Genomic DNA, 22,628 nt, shown 5'->3' with positions numbered 1-22,628 from the left:
AAGAATTTTTACGGAGGCTTTCACCTCTTTCTTCTCCGGCTCGTCTTTCTTTCGGTTCCGCCGCCGGAACTCGTCGTGACAGTCACCGTCGATCCGTTGGATCTGGAGGAATTCTGGTTTGCGCCTTGCAAGGTGGGAAATCCTCCGGTGACTTCTTGTCCCACTTTTTTATATTCTTTTTTCTCTTCCGGAAGTTTTGAATTTTCGCTCACTTCCACTCGGAATAGAAAGTTGACGACTTCGTTTTTGAGATTTTCGATCGCGACGTCGAACATTCTAAAACCTTGCAGCTTGTATTCCACGAGAGGATTTCTTTCGCTATAACCTACGGTCCAAATTCCCTCTCTCAGATGATCCATGGAATAGAGATGCTCTTTCCAGCGATGATCCAGTATGTCTAAGAAAATATTTCTTTCCAAGAGTTTCCAGATTTCCTTGCCGATGCTTTCCGTTCTTGTTTCGTAACGTTTTTTCGCCGCGGCGCTGATCGTATCGAACAGAGCGAGCTGAGGATTTTTCGTTTTTTTGAAATCCTCTTCTTTGATTTTGACGTCGAGATCCAGACCTTCCAGCCATTCGTTGAGAGTTTCCAGATTCCAAGCGGATGGATTGTTTCCTTCGCAGTGGGTGACTACTTGGTTTTCCACGGATTCTTCTATAAATCCGTGGATGAGAGGAGCGATGTCTTCGTTTTCGAGGACTTCGTTTCTCATTTTGTAGATAACGATTCTTTGACGGTTCATTACGTCGTCGTATTCAAGAAGATGTTTTCTGATATCGAAGTTATGGCCTTCCACCCGCTTCTGAGCCCTGGCGATCGCGTTACTCACCATCTTACTCTCGATCTCTTGTCCTTCCGGCATGTTTGCCCATTTCATCAAGCCCGAGATACGATCCGAACCGAAGATTCTCATGAGGTCGTCTTGAAGTGAAAGATAGAATCTGCTGGAACCGGGATCCCCCTGACGACCGGAACGACCTCGGAGCTGATTGTCGATCCGTCTCGCTTCGTGTCTTTCGGTTCCGAGAATATGAAGACCGCCGGCGTTCAAAACGTCTTCGTGGTTCTTTTTCCAAATTTTTATGGACCCAAGAATTTCGGAGGCTCTTTTTTGTTTCGCGCCCGAATCCATTTTTTGAGCGAGGATTTCGGCGTGATCGAGATCTTGTTTTAAAATCGCTTCTTTGAATTGTCGAACGAGATCGTCTTCGTCCTTCCAGGTTTCGAGGTTTTCTTTGTAGAGTTGCGCCCCACCGAGAACGATATCGGTTCCCCTTCCCGCCATGTTGGTCGCAATCGTTACCGCGCCGGGTTTTCCGGCGTTTGCAACGATCTCGGCTTCCCGTTCGTGAAACTTTGCGTTTAAGACGTTGTGTTGAATACCAGCGGACGAGAGCATTCTGGAAAGAACTTCGGATTTTTCGATGGAAATCGTTCCCACAAGGACCGGTTGTTTTTTGCTCTGAAGATCGCGTATCTCCCCGAGGATCGCGTCGAACTTTTCCTTTTCGGTTCTATAGACACGATCCGGGAAGTCTTTTCTTTTCACCGTAACGTTAGGCGGAATCACGATCACGTCGAGGTTGTAGATCTTTCTAAATTCTTCGGCTTCGGTGTCTGCGGTTCCGGTCATACCGGCGAGTTTGTCATACATTCGGAAATAATTCTGAAACGTGATCGAAGCGAGTGTTTGAGATTCTTTTGCGATCGTAACGCCTTCCTTCGCTTCGAGGGACTGATGAAGACCGTCGGAATATCTTCTTCCCGCCATAAGACGGCCCGTGAATTCGTCCACGATGATGACCTCTCCGCCTTGAACGACGTAGTCCACGTCCTTCTGAAAGATCTTATGCGCTTTGAGAGATTGGTGAACGTGGTGAACCAAGTCCACGTTTTCGGGAGCGTAGAGGTTGTCGATTCCGAGAATCTCCTCGACGTGAGAAACTCCCTTTTCGGAAAGAAGAACGTTACGCGCCTTTTCGTCGACTTCGTAGTCTTCGCCTTCGATCAATTTAGGAATGATTTTGTTGATACGAACGTATTTGTCCGTCGTCTCGTCCGAAGAACCGGAGATGATCAGAGGAGTTCTAGCTTCGTCGATGAGGATCGAGTCGACCTCGTCCACGATCGCGTAGAAATGAGACCTCTGAACCTTATGATCTCTGTGAGAAACCATGTTGTCTCTGAGATAATCGAAACCGAATTCGTTGTTGGTCCCGTACGTGATGTCCGCGGAGTAAGCGACCTTTCTTTGTTCGTGATCCATATCGTGCTGAATCACTCCGACCGTAATACCGAGAAAGTCGTAGATCGGCTTCATCCAGTTTGCGTCCCGTTTTGCGAGATAGTCGTTCACTGTAACCACGTGAACTCCCTTTCCGGCGAGGGCGTTTAGATAAACCGAAAGAGTGGAAGTCAGAGTTTTTCCCTCGCCCGTTTTCATCTCGGCGATATTGCCGCCGTGAAGAGCGATCCCGCCCATCATCTGAACGTCGAAGTGACGCATTCCCATCGTACGAAGAGAAGCCTCTCTTACGGTTGCAAACGCTTCCGGAAGAATGGCGTCCAGGGTTTCTCCCTTGGCCAGTCTTTCCCGAAATCGAATCGTCTGAGAAGAAAGTTCCGAGTCGCTCATCGCTTTTGTCTTTTCTTCCAGAGAATTGATCTGTTGAACGATCGGGATTAGTTTTTTTATATCTCTTTCGAATTTGCTTCCAAGGATTACCCGGAGAATGCTTTGAATCATATCAGTTTTCCGTATTACGTTATTGAAATGTTGCTTTTGGATTTTTCGAACTTCATAGATCGAGAATCGCGTTGAAAATTTTACGCCCCGACGTTTCCATCTGAGACCTCAGAGATTCCGTATCGGGTCCAGGAACCCAACCCGCGGAACGAATAAAATCCGAGTGCACTCCTTTCCAGACTTGGAGCATAGGAGCCGTTACTTCGAGATGACACTGAATTCCGAAAATTCTATCCTGAAAGGAAAACATTTGATTGGGATACATCGGACTTTTCAAAAGATGTTTTCCTCCCTTCGGAATCGTAAAAACGTCCTCGTGAAGATGAAACGCGGGGAAAGAAGAAGTTCCGTTCAAAACGGGATGCGATTCTTTGACGCTCACGTCAGAAAAACCGACCTCGGGCCCCTTCTCACCCGCTCTGACTTCTCCGCCTAACGCTTTCGAGATGATCTGAGAACCCAAACAGATTCCGATCACCTTTCGGTTTGGTATCAAAGACGCATAACGCACCAGGTTGAACCAAGGTTCGAAAAAAGAAAAGAGAGACGGGTCTGCGACCGACTGAGGTCCCCCGAGAAGAACGATAAGATCGAAGATCAGGTGCGCGTCCGGAATGGGTTGAATTCTCGTATCATAAGCGTTGTGATACGAAATTCTATAATTTCTTTCCTTCAAAGAATCCAAAAGGATTCCAGGACCTTCGCAGTCCTTAAAACGAACGATCAAACTTCTCATGAAGATCCGGCCATCCTTTTGAAAAACAGGACCTTTTGATCCGTGGAAAGTTTCGCCGGATTCGATTCTTCACTGATCGGTCCGATAAAATTATAATAGAGAACGAAAGGTTTCGTTTTGAAAAGAAGCGTCTCCGGAGTTCCCGTGACGATCGAATCGGACCGACTCACCCGGAACGGTTTTTTCATCAGAAGGATCGGAACCTGAATTCCGAACTTCCGCGCTTCCTCTTGAACCAAAGGTTTTGCCTTTGTAAGAAGTTCTTCCTGCGACATCGTTTCCGGATCGTCAAAAAAAAGGGCTGGGTCCACCACCATATAAAATTGGATCTTAGGATCTTTTTGAATTTCCTGGTAGAGATAATTTAGAGCCGGAAGTTCCTTGATGCACGGAACGCAGTTCGGGCCGTAGACGTTCACAACCAGACGAGGAGCGGTCACTTCGGAAAGTTTGATTTCTTTTCCGTCCAAGGTGATTCCTTGGAAATTCTGAACCCCTAAATTCGGCTGTTCGGAAGGAGCACATTGGAATACAAAAAGGGCTAAAAGTGTAAAAAGGAGAAATCGGTTCATCAATGCTACATAACTTCCAGTAAAAGGGGGAAAGAAAAGGCGGAAATCTGGTTCCGAATTCATGGATAATACCAGAGGAAAGCGTTCCGGCTCTAAATTCAAGGAATAAACCAAGCTCAGAGAACCCGCGTTCTCCCTTCCTAAGAGATTTCGGAAGAATGGAAAACGAGACCTAATGCGACATAATTTTGCACTTTTCACAGTTTTTTTTGGAGGTTCTCAAAAAAGAGTTTTCTCTGAAATGCGGACGATAAGCGTTTGACAACCCATCTCTCCCCAGTTTCATGGTATTTTGAACGTCCTTTCGAATCTACCAGGGAATCCGAATGAACCAACTTAATCCTGAATTTGACATCGTAACTCTCATCGAACTCGCCAAACGCAACAAATATGAAAAGGCCGTTGCCGGATTCCACACGTTGGACCGAATCGAAAGATTAGAACTCCCTAAAAAAATCAAAGCGAGAAAATTAGCCGTTCAGGCGATGTTTGCTCTTGCAACGGAAGAAGTGCAATACGCCTACTTCACAAAAGAAGAAAGGGTTCAGCTCGATCAAGAAGCGAACATCACAAACGCGTCCTATTCTAAATTCAACGGACTTTTCGAAGCCCCTCAGGCTCCGATCGCGGAAGAAGATACCGAAGAAGATTTTATTCCAGAAGAAGCCCCTCGCCCGATCCTCGATGGCGACGAAGACGAAGACGGTCTTGACTCAGACGATGAGGATGATGAAGACGAGGACGATGAGGAAGACGAAGATGATGACGATGACGACGAGGATGATGAAGACGAGGAAAAACTCGACGATGACGACGAAGAGGAAGAAGTAGCCGAGAAAAAAGAGGACTAAGAGGTCTTCGCTTATCTACCGTCTCATTTCCAATCCAAACGGAACGTTAAACTTAGAGGAAACCCAATCGGGTTTCCTTTTTCATTCCAGATTCAATCCCATATCCGAAGGAGAAAGACTCTCCGAACAAATTCCGATTCCGGATTCGCCGAACGAAACGATTCTTATCTTCGGCTTCGCTCTTGGCTATCACGTAGAATCTTATCTCAAAAAAAGGGAAACCCCCGTTCAACTTCTCATCGTAGAACCGATCTCCTCCCTCAAACCGATCGCCGAAAAATTCTTCCAACGTCTTTTGAGCTCGTATTCGGAAAAAGGCCACCAGATTCGAATGATCTTCGGCCTGGACAAATTTTTAGAAAAACCTCTGACACAATGGATTTTTGAAAACACAGCCAAAGTTACTCCGTTCTTACATCCCGTCTACAGCCGCAAATTCCCGGATTTGACGGTTCAATTTTTGGATTCCCTCAAACCGAATTCTCAAACCTCTCAAAATCGGTCCGCCAAAGATTACTTTCAAAAGATCTGGATTCGCAACGAGGTCAGAAACGTTTCGAGTATATGCAGGAATTTGAATTCTTCCGGAATTTTTTCGGGTTCAAAGAAGAATTTTTTTCATGACCGGACTCTGGTCTTCACGGGAGCAAGCCCTTCTCTGGAATCGGAGACGGATTGGATTTTTAAAAACAGAAACTGCTTTCATCTTTTGGCTTCGGACACTTCGCTGGGTTGGCTTTTGAATTCCGGAATTCTTCCGGACGCGGTCCTGAGCGTCGATTCTTCCCGGGGAACGTTATTTCACTTTCGAAGGATTCTTCCACCGAACATTCCGATTCTCACCTGGTTCGGAGGTTGTGCGTATCTTTTTGATCTCCCGAATCCGAAATGGATCTACTTTTCCACACATCCTCTCGATCAAACGTTACGCTCTCTTTTCTTCCCCGAGGCTCCGATTCTCGAGAATCCGTCCCTCAATATGGCCGGAATCGCGGTTTCTTTCGCCAAACACCTCGCATACGGAAGAATGATTTTAAAAGGAGTGGACTTTCAAAGAAACGGAGGTCGCACGCATTGTCGTTCCACCGGGTATGAGGCCTTTGATCGACCTCGTCTTTCCAGAAAGAAATCCCTTTTTGGAATTCGTTACCAGAAATCGGTCGCTTGGGACGTAAGATTCTCCATTTTAGAAATTTTGAAACGGGAAGCCCCGGAACTTTTTTCATCCGATCCTGTGTCTGACCTTTCGGAAAAGGAACCAAAGGACATTCGCTCCGGTTTGATCTTGGAAAATCCGAATCAAATCCGGATCCGGGACTGGATTCGATTTTGCATTGCACATCCGGAACTAGACGGAAAGAACTATTTTTCTACTCGGATCCAAACGATCGCTTCGCAGTAAATCAGGACTTCCGTCGGAGTAATTCTCGCGTCGATCGATATAACCTCTTGACATTTCCGGAGAAAACGACGCAATTCTCTTTCTGAAGAGACTTTCCGGTTTGGGTACGGGATTATGAATAAAGGTTATATCATTTGTGTCGATGATGAAGTATCGGTATTGGAAACGATCCAACAGCAACTTCGAAACGAATTCGGAGAAAGCCATGAAATCGAAACCGCAAGCAGCGCGGAAGAAGGTTTGGCTCTGATGGAAGAGATCCAACAATCCGGATTCGTCATCGAAGTGATCATCGCCGATCAAGTGATGCCCGGAATGAAAGGATCTCAGTTTTTGGAGGAAGTCCACAGAAGACTTCCCGATTCCATCAAGATCATGCTCACGGGACAAGCCGGTTTGGATTCCGCGATTCACGCGATCAATTACGGAGGACTCAGCCGGTATGTGGAGAAACCTTGGAATATCGAAGAACTCACGGGAGACATTCGATTTCTGATCGAAAAGTTCCGCCAAAATTTAGAAAACCAACACTTAATCAATGAACTCAACAGAAAAATCCAAGAACTGGAAGAACAAAATTCCAAACTCCAGAATTAATTCAAAAAAGACCGCTCGAAATCTCGTGAATTACATTCCATTTTTTGCAACTATTCTTCTCATCTTCCTTGCGAGTCAGACGGTTTTCTCCGCACCCCAAGCCAAACCGGCAAAACTTTCCGAAGAACAGATTTTAAAAAAGAAGGACGTCCTACTTCAGGTTTTGAAATTCGGGACTACGAAGGAAAGAGCGATGGCTCTTCGGGAATTGGAAGACTTTCCTCCCGAACATTCCGGAGCTCTGATTGAACAACTCGGAAAAATTTTGGAAAAGGATCCGGATTGGATGATGAAGGTCTACGCGATCCGCACCGTTTCCGAAGTCAAACTCACTCAGTTTAGTGATCAGATTCTGAAACTTCTAAAAAGCGAACAGCCGGACATTCAGAGAGAATCGATCTACGCGACAAAAAAACTCAAACTCGAAAAAGGAGCGCCGATTCTTTTTGAAATTCTGAAAACTCAGGACTTTACCAAAAATTCAAATCTCACCGTCGGTCTTTTGGATGCTCTCGGGGAATTCCCTCCGCAAGAGGACGCAACCACGTTTCTAATCGCGAGACTGAATGAAAATTTCAACGATCCCGAAATCCGCGCGCAGATCGCCCTCTTCTTCGGAAAGAATAAGGATAAAAAAGCGGAAGGTCCGCTTTTGGAAATCTACAAGGACGCAAAGGAACCTATCACCTTAAGAAGTTTTTCGGTAAGCGCCTTGGGAAAAATGAAATCCGTTTCTTCGATGCCTACGATCAAAGAGGAATTGGATAAGATCCGAAACATCAAAAGTAAAAACGAAGTCAAAGACTATCAGCCTCTGAAAATCCATTCGATCACCGCTCTCGTTTCCATGGGAGACAAAGATATATTAGAAGAATTGTATGCTTATGCGAGAGACGACGATCCGGTCGTAAGACTCAGAGCGATCAAACATCTCACCGATACGGGAGATATGTCGGTTCTCGAAATCCTCGAATACAAGGCTCAGAGAGATCCGAGCGAAAAAGTAAAAAAGGCCGCAAAGATCGCGATTGAAAAATTGAAAAAAGGAGAATCCGGAAGCGAACTCGATCTCAAGGAATCCGATTCTCCGAAATACAAAGCGGGCAACCGAGAAAGGCCGATTCGTTCCGGAGATCCTTCTCCAATTCCGGGGACTTCTACGACGCCTTCCAACGATAGCGGAAGTTCCCCTTCCTCCGGCGGCGGAGGTTCTTCTCCTGGCGGAGGGAAAGGAGAAGCCGAAGAATTAGAGGATGGAATTTGAATTCTAAAATTCCTAAATCCAAAAAGGGGATCGTTTCGGTCCTCTTTTTTATTTGTATCTTCGGAACCTTCGCACAAGAAGTTCAAAGAGCGGCGGCGACCTATCGAAGTTCGATCTCTTTTGACGAAAAAAGAATCGCTGACATTAAGGAATCCTTAACTACTCAGTCGCCCGACTTTCCGGAGACGATCAAATTATTCTTCCAAGAACTGAAAGGAAACTACGCGGTCTTTTACGACTGGAACGGAGAGACCGTATATTACAAATATAGAATCAACAAGTTCGACAAATCGCGTTCGAAAATGGTTCGAAAACTCGCCGAAGGCGCGGCTTACGAAGTGAAAGGAAAATGGGAAGGAATGATCGTCCACCAAGTTTCCACCATTCCACTTTTTAAAAAAGCCTCCGAAACGACCCTCGAAGATAAAAAAGGCAGGTTCTCGATCCCGGTCTTTGATCTGGGAGAATTTAGGGAACTCGCTCTGGATGAAATCATTTATTGATTCGTATTTGTCTTCGAGACGGTTTCCTTTCAACTTCGTAAAAACCTTTTCGAAGTTAAATTATAAAAACGTTATATTCCGTGCGACCTTGTTTCTGTTTTCAATCGTCATCGCCGATGAAATATACGCGGTCGATCCGTTGGATCCGGATCTTTCCTATTATTCCACCTCCCTTCCTTTTACTCTCAGTCTGTTGAAGGTTCGTTTTCCCGAAAAGGCGGAAGTGAAAACAAACGGGAATGGAAATCACTGGAAAGCGATTCCCACGAAAGGAAGGGCTTGGATGTTGATTCTTCGAGAATGGGAAGGCCAACCCCGGGAAGAATCGTTAAGAACGCTCTTAAAAGAGTTGTTTCCAAATTCGAAAAAATTCTTAGCGCCGAAATGGAACGGAACGATTTCCATCGGCGCCGAAGGAAAGGAAATCGTTTCCGGAAATCCTCTCACGATCCGTTACTTTCTCTTTCAAAAAAAAGAAAAAATCGTCTCCGTCTACCTCGTGTTCGATTCTGAAAACAAAACGATCTCGGATTTTTTCGAAGAACCGAAAAACTTTCTCGAACCGATTTTCCAAAATTCTTTCTAAATTCAAACCTCTGAATGTAACTTCTTGTAGAAATTCACTTGAAGACTGAGACTTCCCAGAAAAACTGGAATCACTCCGGGCCTATAGCTCAGTTGGTTAGAGCGGCAGACTCATAATCTGCGGGTCGAAGGTTCAAGGAAACTCAGCGGATGCCTCTCTAAACTCAAATCTTGCTCCCTATGGGTCGCAAGATAGATCGGCATCCATCTTCTGGGCCCAACGGAGTAAACCTCCCTTCTTCTTAAATTCAAACCTCTGAATGTAACTTCTCGTAGAAATTCACTTGAAGACTGAGACTTCCCAGAAAAACTGGAATCACTCCGGGCCTATAGCTCAGTTGGTTAGAGCGGCAGACTCATAATCTGCGGGTCGAAGGTTCAAGGAAACTCAGCGGATGCCTCTCTAAACTCAAATCTTGCTCCCTATGGGTCGCAAGATAGATCGGCATCCATCTTCTGGGCCCAACGGAGTAAACCTCCCTTCTTCTTAAATTCAAACCTCTGAATGTAACTTCTCGTAGAAATTCACTTGAAGACTGAGACTTCCCAGAAAAACTGGAATCACTCCGGGCCTATAGCTCAGTTGGTTAGAGCGGCAGACTCATAATCTGCGGGTCGAAGGTTCAAGTCCTTCTGGGCCCAACGGAGTAAACCTCCCTCCGAAAAAATCAAGCCCTCAATCAAAAAGAAGTCCGCCGAGAGGACTTGAAGTTTTTTTGTGAGAGCGTTTGCCGCGATCAGCGCTTCGCAAATGTGACTCGAGCTATGGACGGCGAAGACCACGAAAAAGAAGCCATGAAGCCAAGTTTTCCAAGATGGAAAACTGCGTAACGGAAGTCCTTCAAGTGAAGAGGTTCAGAGCAACGCAGCGGGCTCCCTCGGCAAAAAGAATTCGAGTTTTCTTCAAGGTAAGTTTTTGTTAAATCCAGTTTTGTCGTAGTTCCGACAACCTGGCGGCAAAAATTTGAGTTGAGAAACGATGAGTTTTCTGATAGAGAAAAGTCTCCCGAATTTTCCCGCAAGCCCGCCTCCTCCACCCGATGAGGGTGGGGGCTATTCTTGTTCTACAGAGTAAGTCCGGATTCAAGACGACCCGTCATCGCGAAGAGAGAATTTGAACTCATCAAGGAAAGAACAAAATCAAAGAAAATCCGATATAACTTTACCTGGCTCAGCAAAGAACGTCTCGCTTTTTCCCTTCCCGATACCCCGAAGACGGTTCTAAAAAAATACCTAGAAAAAACTTCTCCAGTGTAAAAAACAGAATCCCCAAAAAAAAACCTTTGATTCTCTTTCGTTTTTGATCGGAAACTATAAGTTCACTCTCTTTAAAATTATTAATTTTGTAAAAATTTTTACTCAAACCGAAAAAAACATAGAAATGGAAAAGTCCGATCCTTCTTTTCCGTTTAATTGTTTTCGCTTAACAAATAAAAAAAGTTCGATCTTATCTAACAAAATCGAAACTCCCTTCGGTAAAAAAATACTTCGCTTAACAATCCTGCGTGAGCGGTTCGGAAAGCGCGAAGCGTCTCGCAGAGACGAGCGCGAATGCGCGAGCTTGGAGAGACGCGACCCGGCGGCGTTTCCTTGTTCAATAAAAAATAAGAACTAGGATAAAATCGAAACGTCGTCCGGGGCACGCCCGAAAATTTTGCCAGAGCGTCTCATATCTTTTCGACTTCATTTTCAAGAATACTAAAGCGACATTGAAAATGGTTAACATCCCGCTTCGAAATTTCAAAGCAACCGTAAATATTTGAATGCTTTTAACAAAATATTTCCTCTAAAAAGATTCAAAACCGCTCAAATCCAGGTTGGCAGAGAAGTTTTTACTAACAATTCTGGCAGAGTATGGCTGAACTCTTGGAAAAAAAACCTGCCGCTCGTAAGAGAAGAGGGAAAAGCGGACTTAACGTTTCCCCCGATGATATTTTTATTTTTCCGGTCCCGGATTATACCTATAAATTTTTAGAAAAAGTCTGGTCCTCTTTTGTGAACAAGATCGTCGCACTGACTTTCACAAACAACCAACCGATGTTCAACTACGCAGTCTTCGAAGCGATCCAGGATAAGAATCTAAAGATCGTAAGTTCCGCGACCCATTTTAAGATGAAGGAAATCGCGACCAGAATCGGACTCAAAGATATTCAAGAATTTATTAACCGTGCGCTTCCGGTCTCGATCCAAGACCAGGACAATCTCTCCGCAAACTTTATTCGAGAAGCGATCATCGCCGTCGAAACCAAAAAACGTCCCGAAGTCGTCTTCAGCAGTTTGAAGGATGAAAAAATCCACCCGAACCTAAGGCATCTCCTTTCCGGAACGATGAACTACGCCGCAGGAATTCCACTCTTTGTAAAAGGTAATCCGATCGGTATGATCTGGGGAATCCGCAGAGACCGAATGACGGACGAACAAAGGGAAGAAGTCCGAGAACAACTCAGTTCTCTCTACGACGTCGTCGACTTTGTGGTCGCGAGAGAGATGGACAACAAAGCGGACCCTTATATCGCCAAGAAGAATATCGAAAAAGCGGATCTCCATTCCTATGCGAAACATCTCTACTACACGAGAACTTCCGGACAGGTTCATCCGGTAACTTCGATCATCTTCGACTGTCATACGTATAACTGTTCTTATCGTCTTGATGCGAGTTATATCATTCCGTCCAGCAACGGTTTTTCGGTGAGTCTCAAACGTTTCGAACCGGAAAAGACAAACGACACCGGAAAAATTCTTCTTTTGATTCCCGGTTTTTTCTGTCGCCGTTCGGTGATGGATAAGGTCGCAAGAGAGATGGCCCTCAAATACGGCTATCGGGTTTTCTCAATGGACATGCGCGGGCGTTCCAGACAAACCCTTCCTTACAACGGAATCAAAGAAGGTTGGACGATCGACGATTTTATCCAAGAGGATTTTCCTGCGGTTCTCAACTGGATCCGGGAAAGTTTTCCAAAAGAAAAGATCGTCGTCATGGGACACAGTATGGGAGGAATGATTCCTCGATACTACGCTTCCGCTTACGAAACCTTTGTTGCAAAGTATCCTCAGACCAAAGTGCCTCTTCCCGATCCGAAAGAAGCGATCTCCGGAATCATCTCGGTGACTTCTCCGAACTTCGTCTCCGTAGGGACTAACATCCCCGGGATGAACGCGATCAAAACGGGACTCAGTCTTCTTCCCACAAAATCGATTTCCGATTTTATTTTCGATCTGACTACATTCTCCCTCCAATCCACGCTTCCGACGGTGGACTTAAATAAATTCTTCAAATTTCTTTTGGGACTTCATTCTTCTTTGAGAACGGTTTCTTTCGAACTGAGCACCAAGGTTGTGAACCTCAGAGACTTCGTCGGTTATAGACAAATCTCTCCTCCGGAATGGTATTTCCTCATCGAAGATATTTTTTGCGAAGAATCCACGAAGGTAATCCTCCAATTCATTCGTTCTCAGTTGAGCAAGGATCACGCGTTCTTTTCCTTCGACGGTTCGATCAACTACACGGAATTACAGAGAAATTTCGAACTCCCGATCTACTCGGTTTTAGGCACTCTGGACAAAATCGTTCCGGTGGATTCGGTTGAAGAAGAATTAAGAGCCCTTCCTTCCAAGAACAATCAAATCGTAAAATTCGATCAGGGACATTTGGGAATTCTCTTCCACATGCCTACCGTTCGAGAAATGTGCGCCGGCTTTCACGATTGGATTCAGAAACTGGATTAATTTCCGCGGGAAAGCATTTGACACCAAAGGTTTGCAAAGATAGCCTCCAAAGGGAATGGATCTCGTAGAAGCAAAAATTTCAGATATTTCCCTGACAAACGTTGGGTTCGCGGTTTTTTTAAAAACGAAGGACGATTCCGATTCCAGAGTGGTTCCGATTTTCATAGGTCCCTTGGAAACGCATTCCATCACTTCCGTTTTAGACGGAACCAAACCTCCGAGACCCATGACTCACGATCTAATGACCGTTCTCCTCACGACTCTGAACGTAAACATCGTTAAAATTTCGATCGAAGAAATCATAGACAATACTTTTTACGCGAAGATCACTCTCAGAAAGGACGAAGACGTGATCATTTTGGACGCAAGACCGAGCGACTCGATCGCCCTCGCCCTCCGCGCGAACGCTCCGATCTATCTCGCTAAAAAAGTAATCGAAGAAGCGGGAATCGAAATGAAAGACGAGGAAATTCCCGGAGAATCCATCGCCAGAGAAAAGATCTCCCAACTTCCGAAAACACAACTGGAAATTCTCCAAGAGTCCTTGAACAACGCGCTCAAAACCGAAGACTACGAAAGCGCCGCGAGAATCCGGGATCAGATCAAAAAGCTGATCGAAAATTCGTAATTCATTCTATACAATAGAAAAAACCGATTACTCTCGGTGCAAACGTTCGAAACAAAAAACAGTCGGATTCTATTTTAGAATTTCGATTGAGAGGAGAAGCAGATTGGAAAAACTACTGATGGACATTCTGAACGCGGGAATCGCGTTGTTTCAAAACGGAGAAGGAAGAGTGAAACAATCCTTGGCCGAACTGGACAAAATCTACCAAGAACTCAGGGAAAAAGGAGAAGCGAACCAGAGTTTTAAAGCGAATCAAGTTCGTGAACTTCTCAACAAAACGGTTCAGGACGCAACCGATATCCTTTCCAAAGGCGGAGAAGGAAGACAGGAAGCTCTCGCAAAACTTCAGGAGAACTTCATACGTCTTTCCGCCGAAGTCGAATCTTCCATTCCGGAACAATTCAAAGCAGCGGCGAGAACTACGCTCGACGAACTGAAACAGCTCTTGAGTAGAAAACAATAACTTTCCTTTTTTTGAAAATGTTGAGACAAGGGGAATGGCCTGAAAGACTATTGTTTTCAGGCATTCCTCCCGAGCATGAATAAACTATCCTTCGTACTTTTTTTCACAGTCTTCATCGATATGATGGGATTCTCCGTAATCTTTCCTATCTTTCCCGAAACGCTTAAAATCTTTCTCGCAAAATCAGGCGACCCGGTCTTGGATAAATTCACGGATCTTACCAGAATTCTTATGGAAGCGTCCGGCGGAGATTGGTCTTTATTTGTAGCGCTCTTCGGTGGAATCGTCGCAAGTCTTTATTCGCTTTTACAATTCGCGTTCGCTCCCATCTGGGGAAGAATTTCGGATCGAGTCGGTCGGAAACCGATTCTTGTTTTTACGAGTCTGGGAAGTTTTTTCGGTTATGCGGTTTGGCTTTTTTCGGGAAGTTTTTCTCTATTCGTTTTTTCCAGGGTAATCACGGGAATGATGGGAGGAAACATATCCGTCGCTTCCGCGGCGATGGCCGACATCACCAGTGAAAAAGACCGCGCCAAAGGAATGGGACTCATCGGAGCGGGCGTAGGTTTAGGCTTTATCGCGGGACCTCCGATCGGAGGACTTTTTGCAAAAGTCGACTTGAGTTTCATAGAACTTACGTTTCCGGAAATTGCTCTCACCGCTTTTCCGGCTTCCGCGTTAGCCGCCACCTTCGTAGCGCTTCTTAATCTTTTGATGATTCTTTTCTGGTTTCGAGAAACTCTAAAAACGGATCCGCAAACGACGATGATCCGTAAAAAAGCTCATCCGATCTTGGGAGTATTCACTTCCAAAAATCGGGAAGTTGTGTTGTATTCTCTTCTCTACTTCGTCTTTGTTTTCGCTTTTTCCGGATTCGAATTCTCCATCAATTTTTACCTGAGCCAATTTTTGAATTATTCCCCGAGCGAGATCGGTTTTACTTTCGTTTATATCGGTTTGATCATAGTTCTTATCCAAGGCGGGGTTTTTAGAAGAATCTCAGGAAAGGTGAAGGAAACTCGTCTCGTAAGAGCCGGCTCGATCTCGCTCTTATTGGGTTTCGCCCTTCTCTACTTCGTATCCAATTCCTATCAGCTTTTTATAGCCTTGACTTTTTTGTCTTCGGGAAGCGCGCTTTTACATCCTTCCCTTTCCACGTTAGTCTCCCTTGTATCGGGAAAAGAAGAACAGGGAACCAATCTGGGGATGTTTCGAAGTCTCGCTTCTTTAGGAAGAGGACTTGCTCCCTTTGCTTTCTGTCTGATCTACTTTAGCAAAGGACCTGCGGTTTCTTTTTTAACCTCGGGAATCATCTGTTTTTGTTTCCTGCTTTTGATCTGGAAGTTAAAACAACCCGTTCACGCGCATCCGCACGCAAACGAATAAAGGAATTTTTAGTTTTTTTTGACAGTCGCGCACCGGATGACAACTCGGAAAATAGAAACATCATAAAAATAAAATATTCTAATTTAAGAATTTAGGCTCCGCTCCGAATTGATACGGAACGGACTTAAGTTCCGTTTTCAATCTTTTTCTTAAAGAAAAAACTTTGTCGTAACAATCGAAAAGCAAAGATTCCAATCTACCACCCGAAGAATTTACGCTGAGTGAACGCCTCAAAACGTAAATGTGGGAACTCACACACTTCCCCTGAACCTTCTTAACATTCCCAAAAAGCCGAAAAGGACAAAGGGAATTCTGTTTTGTTTTTTTGTGTGAGTTCCCGCAAATTACGGGAGATTCCGCCTTTTAGAGACTTTGTGTAGTTCTATACCTAAACTGGGACAGAACCTTGCGGCTTGATCTTTCTAAATAAAATAGTGTTTTGGACGCGCTACAAAGAAAAGCGGAGCCTATTTTAAACTTGGAATAACCGCTTTCAAAACGCGAGCTTCCGAAAAAATCAAAGAATGTTCTTCAGCGCGGAAGTCAGCCTTTCAAAATGAAGCGCCTCGTCCAATTTGCTTCCGTTTTCAAGCCTTAAAAGAAAAGTATCGCGAACGGAACCCGAATCGGTCACCGCCTTGAAGGAAAGAATATCGATCCCGTAAAGAAAGAGAAGCTGCGACACTTCAAAAATGATGCCTGGACGATCCTTCATCCTCAGATCCATTACGGTGCAATCGCTTCCCTGAGAATTGAACAGGAAAAGTTCGATCGGAGAATGTTCCTTATTCTTCAGATATTCCGCCTTGTCCGGAAATTTCTCCAAATAGTTAAGAACCGAAACCCCCTGAAAGAACATTTCCTTCAAATCGGAATGAATCGCCTGAAGCATCTCGTCCGTCATCGGATGTTTTTCAACGTTCTTTATGATGAAGATATCGCTGATATAACCGTCGTGCGAAGTTTCTGCAACGGCTTCTTCGATCGTCCAACCTCTAACAAAAAGCGCGGCTGTCACACGATAGATGATCCCGATTTCGTTATTGGAAATATTCACTTTGAGGGCGTAGGATCCGTCTCTCGGAATACAGGAGATATGAATGGAAGACTCTGTAGTTGTTTGAATCATAACGGTTCCCTCGGGCACATTCTGTTTATTTCTAAAGCATTCTCCTTATAAATCATATCTTCATAAGGCGAAAAAGAATTCGGAAATCGATACAAGCAAAGGATCAAAAGCTAAATTCTTTTCCAAATCGGAATTTAAGACCTTCTCAAAGCGTCCATAAGACAAAAAGAATCCTATCTTACGAAGAATCCGGATTCTTTCAAAAGAAGAAAAAAAACTTCTTATCTTTGAATGGCCTATTGGAAAGAATGCAAAAACCGTGCCGCAAAATTCAGAGCGCGAATTTCACGCCCACATTTGCGGAATAAAATTTCTCGGAGACAAGACCTTCCACGAGGAGTTTAAAAACGGCAAGATTGAGTTCCACACCGCCGATCAAATAGTTTACGCTGTCTTTTACTTTCGCGTCCCCGTGCGTACGGATGGAAAGATTCCCGGTGGAAGAAGCAGAATATCCTTTTAAGAATTCAAGAGGCAAACCCGCGGCCGCAGCGTCCAGGGTCAGAGTGACCGGACCGGAAACGAGAAGATTCAAATTGGAACTTCCCGTGTTCTGGCTCATCCCTGCTCCCGCAAAAATAGTAAGAACGTAAAAAAGACGCACTCCGGTTCGAATATCGATCGGAAGCGATTGTGTTTTAGCCCTGTAATCCATGTTGAAGTCCGCGTCCCAACGTCCGGTCGCAGGACCAAAAGCTACCTTTGGAATCGAAGTGGGGGAATATCCCAAGGAAAGATCCTCCGTTTTACTGTGAAAACCGAGTCCCAAACTGAGTCCCGTAAAACCGAAAAGATCAAGCCGCGTATAACGTTCCTTCAAAAGCTGAAAACGAACCGTAGCTCCGAAGGAATTAAAATTTCCAGCGAATTTATAATCGTTCGACGAAGACGACGTAGCGGATCTGAGATCCCCTTGTCCCAGACTTCCTTGGAATCCGTGAACATAAAGATTGATTCTATGCAGAAAACTTCTTTTTTCCTCTTCCTGATCGGAAGGTCCGTTCGCGGTCAGCCATCCCAGATTGACTCCCGCCATAAACGAAGGGCTGATCGAAGCCCCACCATTCGGAAGATTCGGAAGATTGATCCCCGCATAGTGAATTTGGATATCGTCGTTTTTCGTTCCGGCCGCCGAAACTCCCGCTCCTACCTGAAATCGATTGATCGTCCCCGGACCCATCATAGAAGCGTTGATATTGGTTAGAAGCGCCGAGTCGGCCATCGATTTGACGACTTCGTTTAAGTATTTTGTACGAACCTCGTTTTCCAGGCCGTTGAACTGAGAAGTGATATTGCTCGGAATGATCGTACAGGCCTGGCCCGTACAAGTCACTTGTGAGAGGAGAGAACCCGCCGGAACCAGTCCGGCAATGAAAAGAATTAAAATAGGAAGAATTCTTCCTTTAACTGATTTGCGGCAGGTATTCATTTTTATCCCATTTATTGGACGGGAACTCTTGGAAATTTATTTCAAAGACCTAGGCTTCTTCCTATGATCTCCTTCATGATTTCCGTCGTTCCCGCGTAAATTGTCTGGATTCTCGCGTCCAGATACGCTCTGGCGATCGGATACTCCATCATATAACCATAACCGCCGAAGAACTGCAAACATTCATCCGTGTGACGTTTTTGCATTTCAGTCGAATACCATTTCACCATCGAGGCTTGCGCGGTATCCGACTTTCCGGCCATGGTTTCCAGAGTGACCTTATCTGCAAAGGTTCGGCACATCTCCAGCTCCGTGGCCATCTCAGCCATCTTAAATTTGATATGCTGAAAAGATCCGATCTTTTTACCGAACGCCTGTCTCTCTTTGATGTATTGTAGAGTAATTCTCTGAACGAGCGCAGTAGCTTCCACAGCGGCAAGTCCGAGGACCAAACGCTCTGTCGCCAACTTCTGCATCAAATATCGAAAACCTTGTCCTTGTTTACCGATCAGATTTTCCTTCGGAACGATCACGTCGTTGTAATAGAGTTCGGAAGTATCCTGAGCTTTTAAACCAATTTTTTCGAGTCTTCTTCCTCTTTCAAAGCCCTTCATTCCCTCTTCCACCATCAGGAGGGACATCGCGCCACTATCATGTTTAACAGCCGTGATCACTAAATTTGCCAACTGTCCGTTGGAAATAAATGTTTTTTGACCGTTGACCACGAAATGATCGCTCTTTTCAACGGCTGTGGTTCGGATACTTTTGAGGTCGGAACCGGCTCCGGGTTCCGTCATCGCGATCGCAAGAATGCTGTCTCCGGACGCGCATCCCGGTAACCAACGGGCTTTTTGCTCGTCGTTCGCGTAAGTCGAAATATAAGGTGCGATCACGTCGTTGTGTAAGGAAATGAAGAATCCGCTGTTCCCTATTTTCGCGGATTCTTCTATTATGATTACATTATATAGAAAATCGGCGTCTGCTCCGCCGTATTCGGAAGGAATATTCGGACAAAGCAGACCGCTTGCACCGGCTTTTTTCCAGACTTCTTTCGGAACGATTCCGGCTTTTTCCCAGGATTCGTGATGCGGGGCGACTTCCGTTTCAAAAAACTTTCTCGCCATTTCACGGAACGCTTCGTGTTCTTCCGTGAATTGTAGGACTCTTTCCATTCTAATCTCCCTAACGTCTACGAATAGACGGTGTTCATTCTCATGTAAACGCCGGGATTCTTCTTTACGTAATCGATCAGGTCATTCTGCTGAATGGAATACAATTCCGTATCGACTTCAGCTCGAAATGTATAATTCGAAACAAAGTTTTTGGAGATATTGTAAATCTCTCCAACGAAGTCCCCGTCCGTGAGTTCAGCGAGTAAGTTGCCGTTCTGATAGACGTTTACTTTTCCATTCCGAATGATGTAGGCATCACCGTAAAATTCTTTTTCTTTTACAAGAATTGAACCTGCGTTCACTTTATGCAAAGTCATGATCAATTCTAACTGAGTGATCTGGTGGCTGGTCAGCCCCCGGAAATGTCTGGATTCCGCGAGAGCCTTCCAAGAATTAGAATCCCGAATTTCGTTAAGACGCGTTAGGTTATTCTTTAGGTCCGAATTTCTGATGAATTGTAAAAACTTATTTTTTTCGATCGTGAGCGCTAAGACGTCGGTTTCTGCGTAAACGTCCGCCGCTCTGGGAAGATCCAACACAAGAGAGGCTTCTCCGAAGTACTCGTAAGTTCCGTATCTTTTTACGGGAACCCCTTCCGAGCCGTCCTGATTGAGTCCTTCGAACTTTACGTTCCCGGAAGCGATGATGTAAAACTTATCTCCGGGAGTTCCTTTGCGGATGATATGGTCTCCGCGTTTGTATCGCTCTTCGTTTACGATGAGTAAGAATTCTTTCGCCTTCTCGATCGGGAATCCGTGAAAGATATCGATCTGAGTCATCACGTCCAAAAGGTTATAGGCTTCGATGTGTTTTGGCGGAGTGATTTCGGGATAGAGCGTATTTTCGATTCCGAAACGAGCGAGTTTCAGTTTAGTTCCGCTCGGCATGTCTTTTCTCGCGATATGATACACCGTAATCTTCTCTTGAATCTCTTCCGGAAGAGAAGCGAGATAACTCACGCGAGTATGCAGAGGAGGAATTCCCGCTTCGTGATAGATGATTCTCCGATCCCATGGAAATTCCTTAAAGAATTTCCATCTGGATTCGGGAAGAATTCCCTGAGAATACATCTTATCGTGTATTTCCGGTTCGTTTAAGTGATCGGAAGTGTACATAAACGATTGGTCTTGAAAGAAGAATTCAAAACCCACCGAAGGAATCGAATGAAGCGCATAATGAAAACTGAATTCTCCTCCGTTGATCATCGTGGCCTTTCCGATGATGATCGGCTGGAAGTGAAAGAGTTCCTGCAATTCCTTTTTCGGAATTTTCGTAAGTGCCGAATACTTTCTTAAAAAACTGTCCATCACGGTTTCCGTCGCGTGGATCGTGATCTTGTTCTCTTCTAAGATTTTTTGAAACGTGCCCGCGTCATGATCCGCGTGGCAATGTGTTAAGATGACGTGGTTAATAAGTTTCGGATTTACGTTCGATTGTCTCAGCCACTCCGTAGAATTTACCGGTGGATCCACCATGATCCCTTGGTGATTGAGCCAGATGATAAAACCGGAAGTATTGTCTTCCGGATCGAATCCGTGGGAAGGTCCGAGACAAGTAATTCCTATGATCGGAGCCTGGAAAGGTTCGGTCGGTCTTTCTCCGATATCATATTTGATATTGAATCCGACTTCTCCGGGAACTTCGATCTTCCGATCCCCGTCTTCGATGAGAAAGTCTCCGGATTCCAGCTTGATGATGGCGACGTCGCCGAAGTGAACCGAGTTTTCCGAATCGAACACTTTGAAATCGACTACGTCGTCGAGTCCTTTGTATCCTCGGAAGTAGGCCATCTCCGCTTTCATATCGGGAAAGCCGAAAGATTCTTCTCCGTTTAAGAATTCACTCTTTAGGTTGATGTTCTCCGGACCCATCAAAGATTCTTTGAGCACGGTGATGAGCTGTATTCTCTGCTCTTCGGTACAAACGATAAACGTTTTTTTTTGTCTGAGAAAGAAGTTATAATAAATGGGAAATTCGAGTTCAGCGGTGCTGATTCCCTTTTCCACGTGAAAGAATTTGTTCGGAAGAATAAAGACCAATGGGGATTTTTTTTCAAACCCCATCGTGTCTTTGATGGTTTCCGGCGGAGAGCCGATCTGGAGGTATCCCTCGGTGGTATCGATGAGATACCCTCCTCTAGGCAATTCCGTATAACCTTTGTATGTTTCTTTCAGCATAAGTTGTGAGAGGAAAAAGAATTATTTATGTCTTTCGATAAAATTCTTAATTTGCGCTTTTGGGAGAGCTCCGATCACTTTGTCCACAAGTTGTCCGTCTTTGTAAAGGAGCAACGTCGGGATGGAAGAGATTCCTAAACTCTGAGCCGTATCTTGATTATCATCCACGTTGAGTTTTTTGATCTTCACCACACCGGACATCTCTCCTGAGAGTTCTTCCAATACGGGTCCAACCATTCTACAAGGGCCGCACCACTCCGCCCAACAATCTACGAGGACGAGTCCCCCGGATGTTTCCGTCTTAAAATTTGAATCGTTGACTTCTGCCAATGCCATCTTTGATTCAGTCTCCTTTTTTCCTATAATATATATCTGACTCGTTCGGTCTATTTTTTCTTTTTCTTTTTCTCTTTATCCGCTTCTAATGATTCGACTTTCTCTTTTAAGGATTCGATCAATGTTTTTGTTTTTTCGAGATCCTCGGTTGCATCCCCGGTCGTTTGGAGAATCTTCCGGTTTACTTCGAGCATACCGATGGATTTTTTGAGATCTCCGACGTCCTGGGTGGAAAGATCGAACTTAGCCCTGTATTCCTGAGCGGCGTAGTTGCATAGTTCTAAGACCAAATTGAAATGTTCCTGACGGATGTAATAGTTCGGATTTTCCAAATCCCTCTCTTTTTCAAAAGCACGGAAGTCAAAAAGATTTTTACAAAGCACGGCGATCTTGAAATGAATTTCAGGAAAGCTCCATTTCCATTTGCTGTTGGTTCCGAACGCTTCGATCGTTTTGTTTGTTACTTGACGAATCGCTTTTATAAAATTCAATCTTTGGACCGGAGTAAATTCGGGGATTTTTGCAAGAAGATCCTTATTTTCCGCAAGACCCGATTCGTAGTCGACGCCAACGATCTTTTCCATATAAGAGATCGCGTTGTAGACTTCTTTGCGCCCCGTATTTAAGTAGGTATCACTTTTGATGTCCAAGATCGCGACGCTCAAATCGTTGACCAAAAGACAAGTGTTGATGGTTTTGACCGCGTTGATCGAAAGAGCGACTTGGTAATAAGGTTCCAGTCTCGGGTCCTTTCTCAACTGAGACTTGAAAAGGTTACTTTCCTTTTTTAGATCGTCCAAATAGACTTTGAAGTCCGTCAGTTTTTCCGCGAATTCCTGTTTTTGCTCTTTGGTTAATGCCATACTGAAATTTGTCTTTTTCCAAACCTGGTATAATTAAAGTATCGGTAACTTCCAAAGTTCTA

The 22,628-nt window shown here is 44.8% G+C and carries 19 protein-coding genes, 3 tRNA genes and 1 pseudogene; 13 read left to right on the top strand and 10 right to left on the bottom strand.

The genetic code is table 11. The features are described from left to right. Window positions 1–20: 20 nt before the first annotated feature. From secA to CH376_RS03085, 3 genes are read right to left on the bottom strand one after another with little or no spacing between them, the layout of a single operon-like run. Window positions 21–2,747, bottom strand: a complete 2,727-nt coding sequence (gene secA, locus CH376_RS03095; protein ID WP_100783923.1) for a preprotein translocase subunit SecA — start codon at window positions 2,745–2,747, stop codon at window positions 21–23. 52 nt (window positions 2,748–2,799) lie between these two features. Beyond that, the gene (locus CH376_RS03090; RefSeq protein WP_100783924.1) at window positions 2,800–3,483 is read right to left on the bottom strand and encodes a type 1 glutamine amidotransferase; all 684 of its coding nucleotides are present in this window, start codon (window positions 3,481–3,483) and stop codon (window positions 2,800–2,802) included. Further along, window positions 3,480–4,118 carry a TlpA family protein disulfide reductase gene (locus CH376_RS03085; protein ID WP_100784083.1) on the bottom strand — a complete coding sequence of 213 codons (639 nt, stop codon included), beginning with the start codon at window positions 4,116–4,118 and terminating at the stop codon, window positions 3,480–3,482. Before CH376_RS03085 ends, CH376_RS03090 begins: the two co-directional genes overlap by 4 nt. 195 nt (window positions 4,119–4,313) lie before the next feature. Here CH376_RS03085 and CH376_RS24185 point away from each other — a divergent pair. From CH376_RS24185 to CH376_RS03010, 13 genes and pseudogenes are all read left to right on the top strand, one after another. After that, window positions 4,314–4,906 (top strand): annotated as a pseudogene (locus CH376_RS24185) (DNA primase). A 295-nt stretch (window positions 4,907–5,201) separates the two neighbouring features. Beyond that, a complete protein-coding gene (locus CH376_RS03075; RefSeq protein ID WP_338066227.1) occupies window positions 5,202–6,308 on the top strand; it encodes a 6-hydroxymethylpterin diphosphokinase MptE-like protein in 1,107 nt (368 codons plus the stop codon). Between the two features lie 114 nt (window positions 6,309–6,422). Further along, entirely contained in the window at window positions 6,423–6,905 is a 483-nt protein-coding gene (locus CH376_RS03070; protein WP_100783926.1) for a response regulator, read from the top strand. Next, window positions 6,847–8,169 carry a HEAT repeat domain-containing protein gene (locus CH376_RS03065; protein WP_100783927.1) on the top strand — a complete coding sequence of 441 codons (1,323 nt, stop codon included), beginning with the start codon at window positions 6,847–6,849 and terminating at the stop codon, window positions 8,167–8,169. Before CH376_RS03070 ends, CH376_RS03065 begins: the two co-directional genes overlap by 59 nt. 29 nt (window positions 8,170–8,198) lie before the next feature. Continuing rightward, on the top strand, window positions 8,199–8,672 hold the full coding sequence (locus CH376_RS03060; RefSeq protein WP_338063530.1) for an LIC_11959 family protein: 474 nt from the start codon (window positions 8,199–8,201) through the stop codon (window positions 8,670–8,672). Further along, complete coding sequence (locus CH376_RS03055; RefSeq protein ID WP_100783928.1) at window positions 8,656–9,258, top strand: acyltransferase; 603 nt, start codon at window positions 8,656–8,658, stop codon at window positions 9,256–9,258. The genes CH376_RS03060 and CH376_RS03055 overlap by 17 nt, the downstream gene beginning before the upstream one ends. A gap of 77 nt (window positions 9,259–9,335) precedes the next feature. Next, window positions 9,336–9,477, top strand: a tRNA-Met gene (locus tag CH376_RS24180). Between the two features lie 103 nt (window positions 9,478–9,580). Beyond that, window positions 9,581–9,722, top strand: a tRNA-Met gene (locus tag CH376_RS24175). 103 nt (window positions 9,723–9,825) lie between these two features. Next, window positions 9,826–9,899, top strand: a tRNA-Ile gene (locus CH376_RS03040). Between the two features lie 1,212 nt (window positions 9,900–11,111). Then, window positions 11,112–12,983, top strand: a complete 1,872-nt coding sequence (locus CH376_RS03025; protein WP_100783931.1) for an alpha/beta hydrolase — start codon at window positions 11,112–11,114, stop codon at window positions 12,981–12,983. A gap of 55 nt (window positions 12,984–13,038) precedes the next feature. Next, window positions 13,039–13,611, top strand: coding sequence for a bifunctional nuclease family protein (locus CH376_RS03020; RefSeq protein ID WP_100783932.1), 573 nt, complete (start codon window positions 13,039–13,041; stop codon window positions 13,609–13,611). 103 nt (window positions 13,612–13,714) lie between these two features. Next, complete coding sequence (locus CH376_RS03015; RefSeq protein WP_420843517.1) at window positions 13,715–14,074, top strand: phasin-related domain-containing protein; 360 nt, start codon at window positions 13,715–13,717, stop codon at window positions 14,072–14,074. 75 nt (window positions 14,075–14,149) lie between these two features. Continuing rightward, entirely contained in the window at window positions 14,150–15,460 is a 1,311-nt protein-coding gene (locus CH376_RS03010) for an MFS transporter (protein WP_100783934.1), read from the top strand. Between the two features lie 78 nt (window positions 15,461–15,538). Here CH376_RS03010 and CH376_RS24170 read toward each other — a convergent pair whose 3' ends face one another. From CH376_RS24170 to CH376_RS02980, 7 genes are all read right to left on the bottom strand, one after another. After that, on the bottom strand, window positions 15,539–15,715 hold the full coding sequence (locus CH376_RS24170; RefSeq protein WP_165781672.1) for a hypothetical protein: 177 nt from the start codon (window positions 15,713–15,715) through the stop codon (window positions 15,539–15,541). A 262-nt stretch (window positions 15,716–15,977) separates the two neighbouring features. Then, window positions 15,978–16,589 carry a hypothetical protein gene (locus CH376_RS03005; RefSeq protein ID WP_100783935.1) on the bottom strand — a complete coding sequence of 204 codons (612 nt, stop codon included), beginning with the start codon at window positions 16,587–16,589 and terminating at the stop codon, window positions 15,978–15,980. A gap of 271 nt (window positions 16,590–16,860) precedes the next feature. Then, a complete protein-coding gene (locus CH376_RS03000; protein ID WP_100783936.1) occupies window positions 16,861–18,018 on the bottom strand; it encodes an Lsa36 family surface (lipo)protein in 1,158 nt (385 codons plus the stop codon). 41 nt (window positions 18,019–18,059) lie between these two features. Continuing rightward, window positions 18,060–19,190, bottom strand: a complete 1,131-nt coding sequence (locus CH376_RS02995) for an acyl-CoA dehydrogenase family protein (protein ID WP_100783937.1) — start codon at window positions 19,188–19,190, stop codon at window positions 18,060–18,062. Window positions 19,191–19,207: 17 nt separating this feature from the next. Further along, on the bottom strand, window positions 19,208–21,367 hold the full coding sequence (locus CH376_RS02990; protein ID WP_100783938.1) for a cAMP/cGMP-dependent 3',5'-cyclic-AMP/GMP phosphodiesterase: 2,160 nt from the start codon (window positions 21,365–21,367) through the stop codon (window positions 19,208–19,210). A gap of 21 nt (window positions 21,368–21,388) precedes the next feature. Further along, on the bottom strand, window positions 21,389–21,703 hold the full coding sequence (gene trxA, locus CH376_RS02985; protein WP_100783939.1) for a thioredoxin: 315 nt from the start codon (window positions 21,701–21,703) through the stop codon (window positions 21,389–21,391). 50 nt (window positions 21,704–21,753) lie between these two features. Next, window positions 21,754–22,566 (bottom strand): hypothetical protein, encoded by an 813-nt coding sequence (locus tag CH376_RS02980; RefSeq protein WP_100783940.1) that lies wholly within the window; start codon window positions 22,564–22,566, stop codon window positions 21,754–21,756. Between the last annotated feature and the right edge of the window lie 62 nt (window positions 22,567–22,628).

The sequence above is a fragment of the Leptospira adleri genome (assembly GCF_002811985.1).
GTDB lineage: Bacteria > Spirochaetota > Leptospiria > Leptospirales > Leptospiraceae > Leptospira > Leptospira adleri.
This window is presented reverse-complemented; position numbering and strand designations above follow the sequence as displayed.

Excerpts from the sequence above, each read along its gene's own strand:
- secA (WP_100783923.1), bottom strand. The coding sequence starts at position 2,747 with ATGATTCAAAGCATTCTCCGGGTAATCCTTGGAAGCAAATTCGAAAGA.
- CH376_RS03090 (WP_100783924.1), bottom strand. The coding sequence starts at position 3,483 with ATGAGAAGTTTGATCGTTCGTTTTAAGGACTGCGAAGGTCCTGGAATC.
- CH376_RS03085 (WP_100784083.1), bottom strand. The coding sequence starts at position 4,118 with ATGAATTCGGAACCAGATTTCCGCCTTTTCTTTCCCCCTTTTACTGGA.
- CH376_RS03070 (WP_100783926.1), top strand. The coding sequence starts at position 6,423 with ATGAATAAAGGTTATATCATTTGTGTCGATGATGAAGTATCGGTATTG.
- CH376_RS03065 (WP_100783927.1), top strand. The coding sequence starts at position 6,847 with ATGAACTCAACAGAAAAATCCAAGAACTGGAAGAACAAAATTCCAAAC.
- CH376_RS03055 (WP_100783928.1), top strand. The coding sequence starts at position 8,656 with ATGAAATCATTTATTGATTCGTATTTGTCTTCGAGACGGTTTCCTTTC.
- CH376_RS03025 (WP_100783931.1), top strand. The coding sequence starts at position 11,112 with ATGGCTGAACTCTTGGAAAAAAAACCTGCCGCTCGTAAGAGAAGAGGG.
- CH376_RS03020 (WP_100783932.1), top strand. The coding sequence starts at position 13,039 with ATGGATCTCGTAGAAGCAAAAATTTCAGATATTTCCCTGACAAACGTT.
- CH376_RS03010 (WP_100783934.1), top strand. The coding sequence starts at position 14,150 with ATGAATAAACTATCCTTCGTACTTTTTTTCACAGTCTTCATCGATATG.
- CH376_RS03005 (WP_100783935.1), bottom strand. The coding sequence starts at position 16,589 with ATGATTCAAACAACTACAGAGTCTTCCATTCATATCTCCTGTATTCCG.
- CH376_RS03000 (WP_100783936.1), bottom strand. The coding sequence starts at position 18,018 with ATGAATACCTGCCGCAAATCAGTTAAAGGAAGAATTCTTCCTATTTTA.
- CH376_RS02995 (WP_100783937.1), bottom strand. The coding sequence starts at position 19,190 with ATGGAAAGAGTCCTACAATTCACGGAAGAACACGAAGCGTTCCGTGAA.
- CH376_RS02990 (WP_100783938.1), bottom strand. The coding sequence starts at position 21,367 with ATGCTGAAAGAAACATACAAAGGTTATACGGAATTGCCTAGAGGAGGG.
- trxA (WP_100783939.1), bottom strand. The coding sequence starts at position 21,703 with ATGGCATTGGCAGAAGTCAACGATTCAAATTTTAAGACGGAAACATCC.
- CH376_RS02980 (WP_100783940.1), bottom strand. The coding sequence starts at position 22,566 with ATGGCATTAACCAAAGAGCAAAAACAGGAATTCGCGGAAAAACTGACG.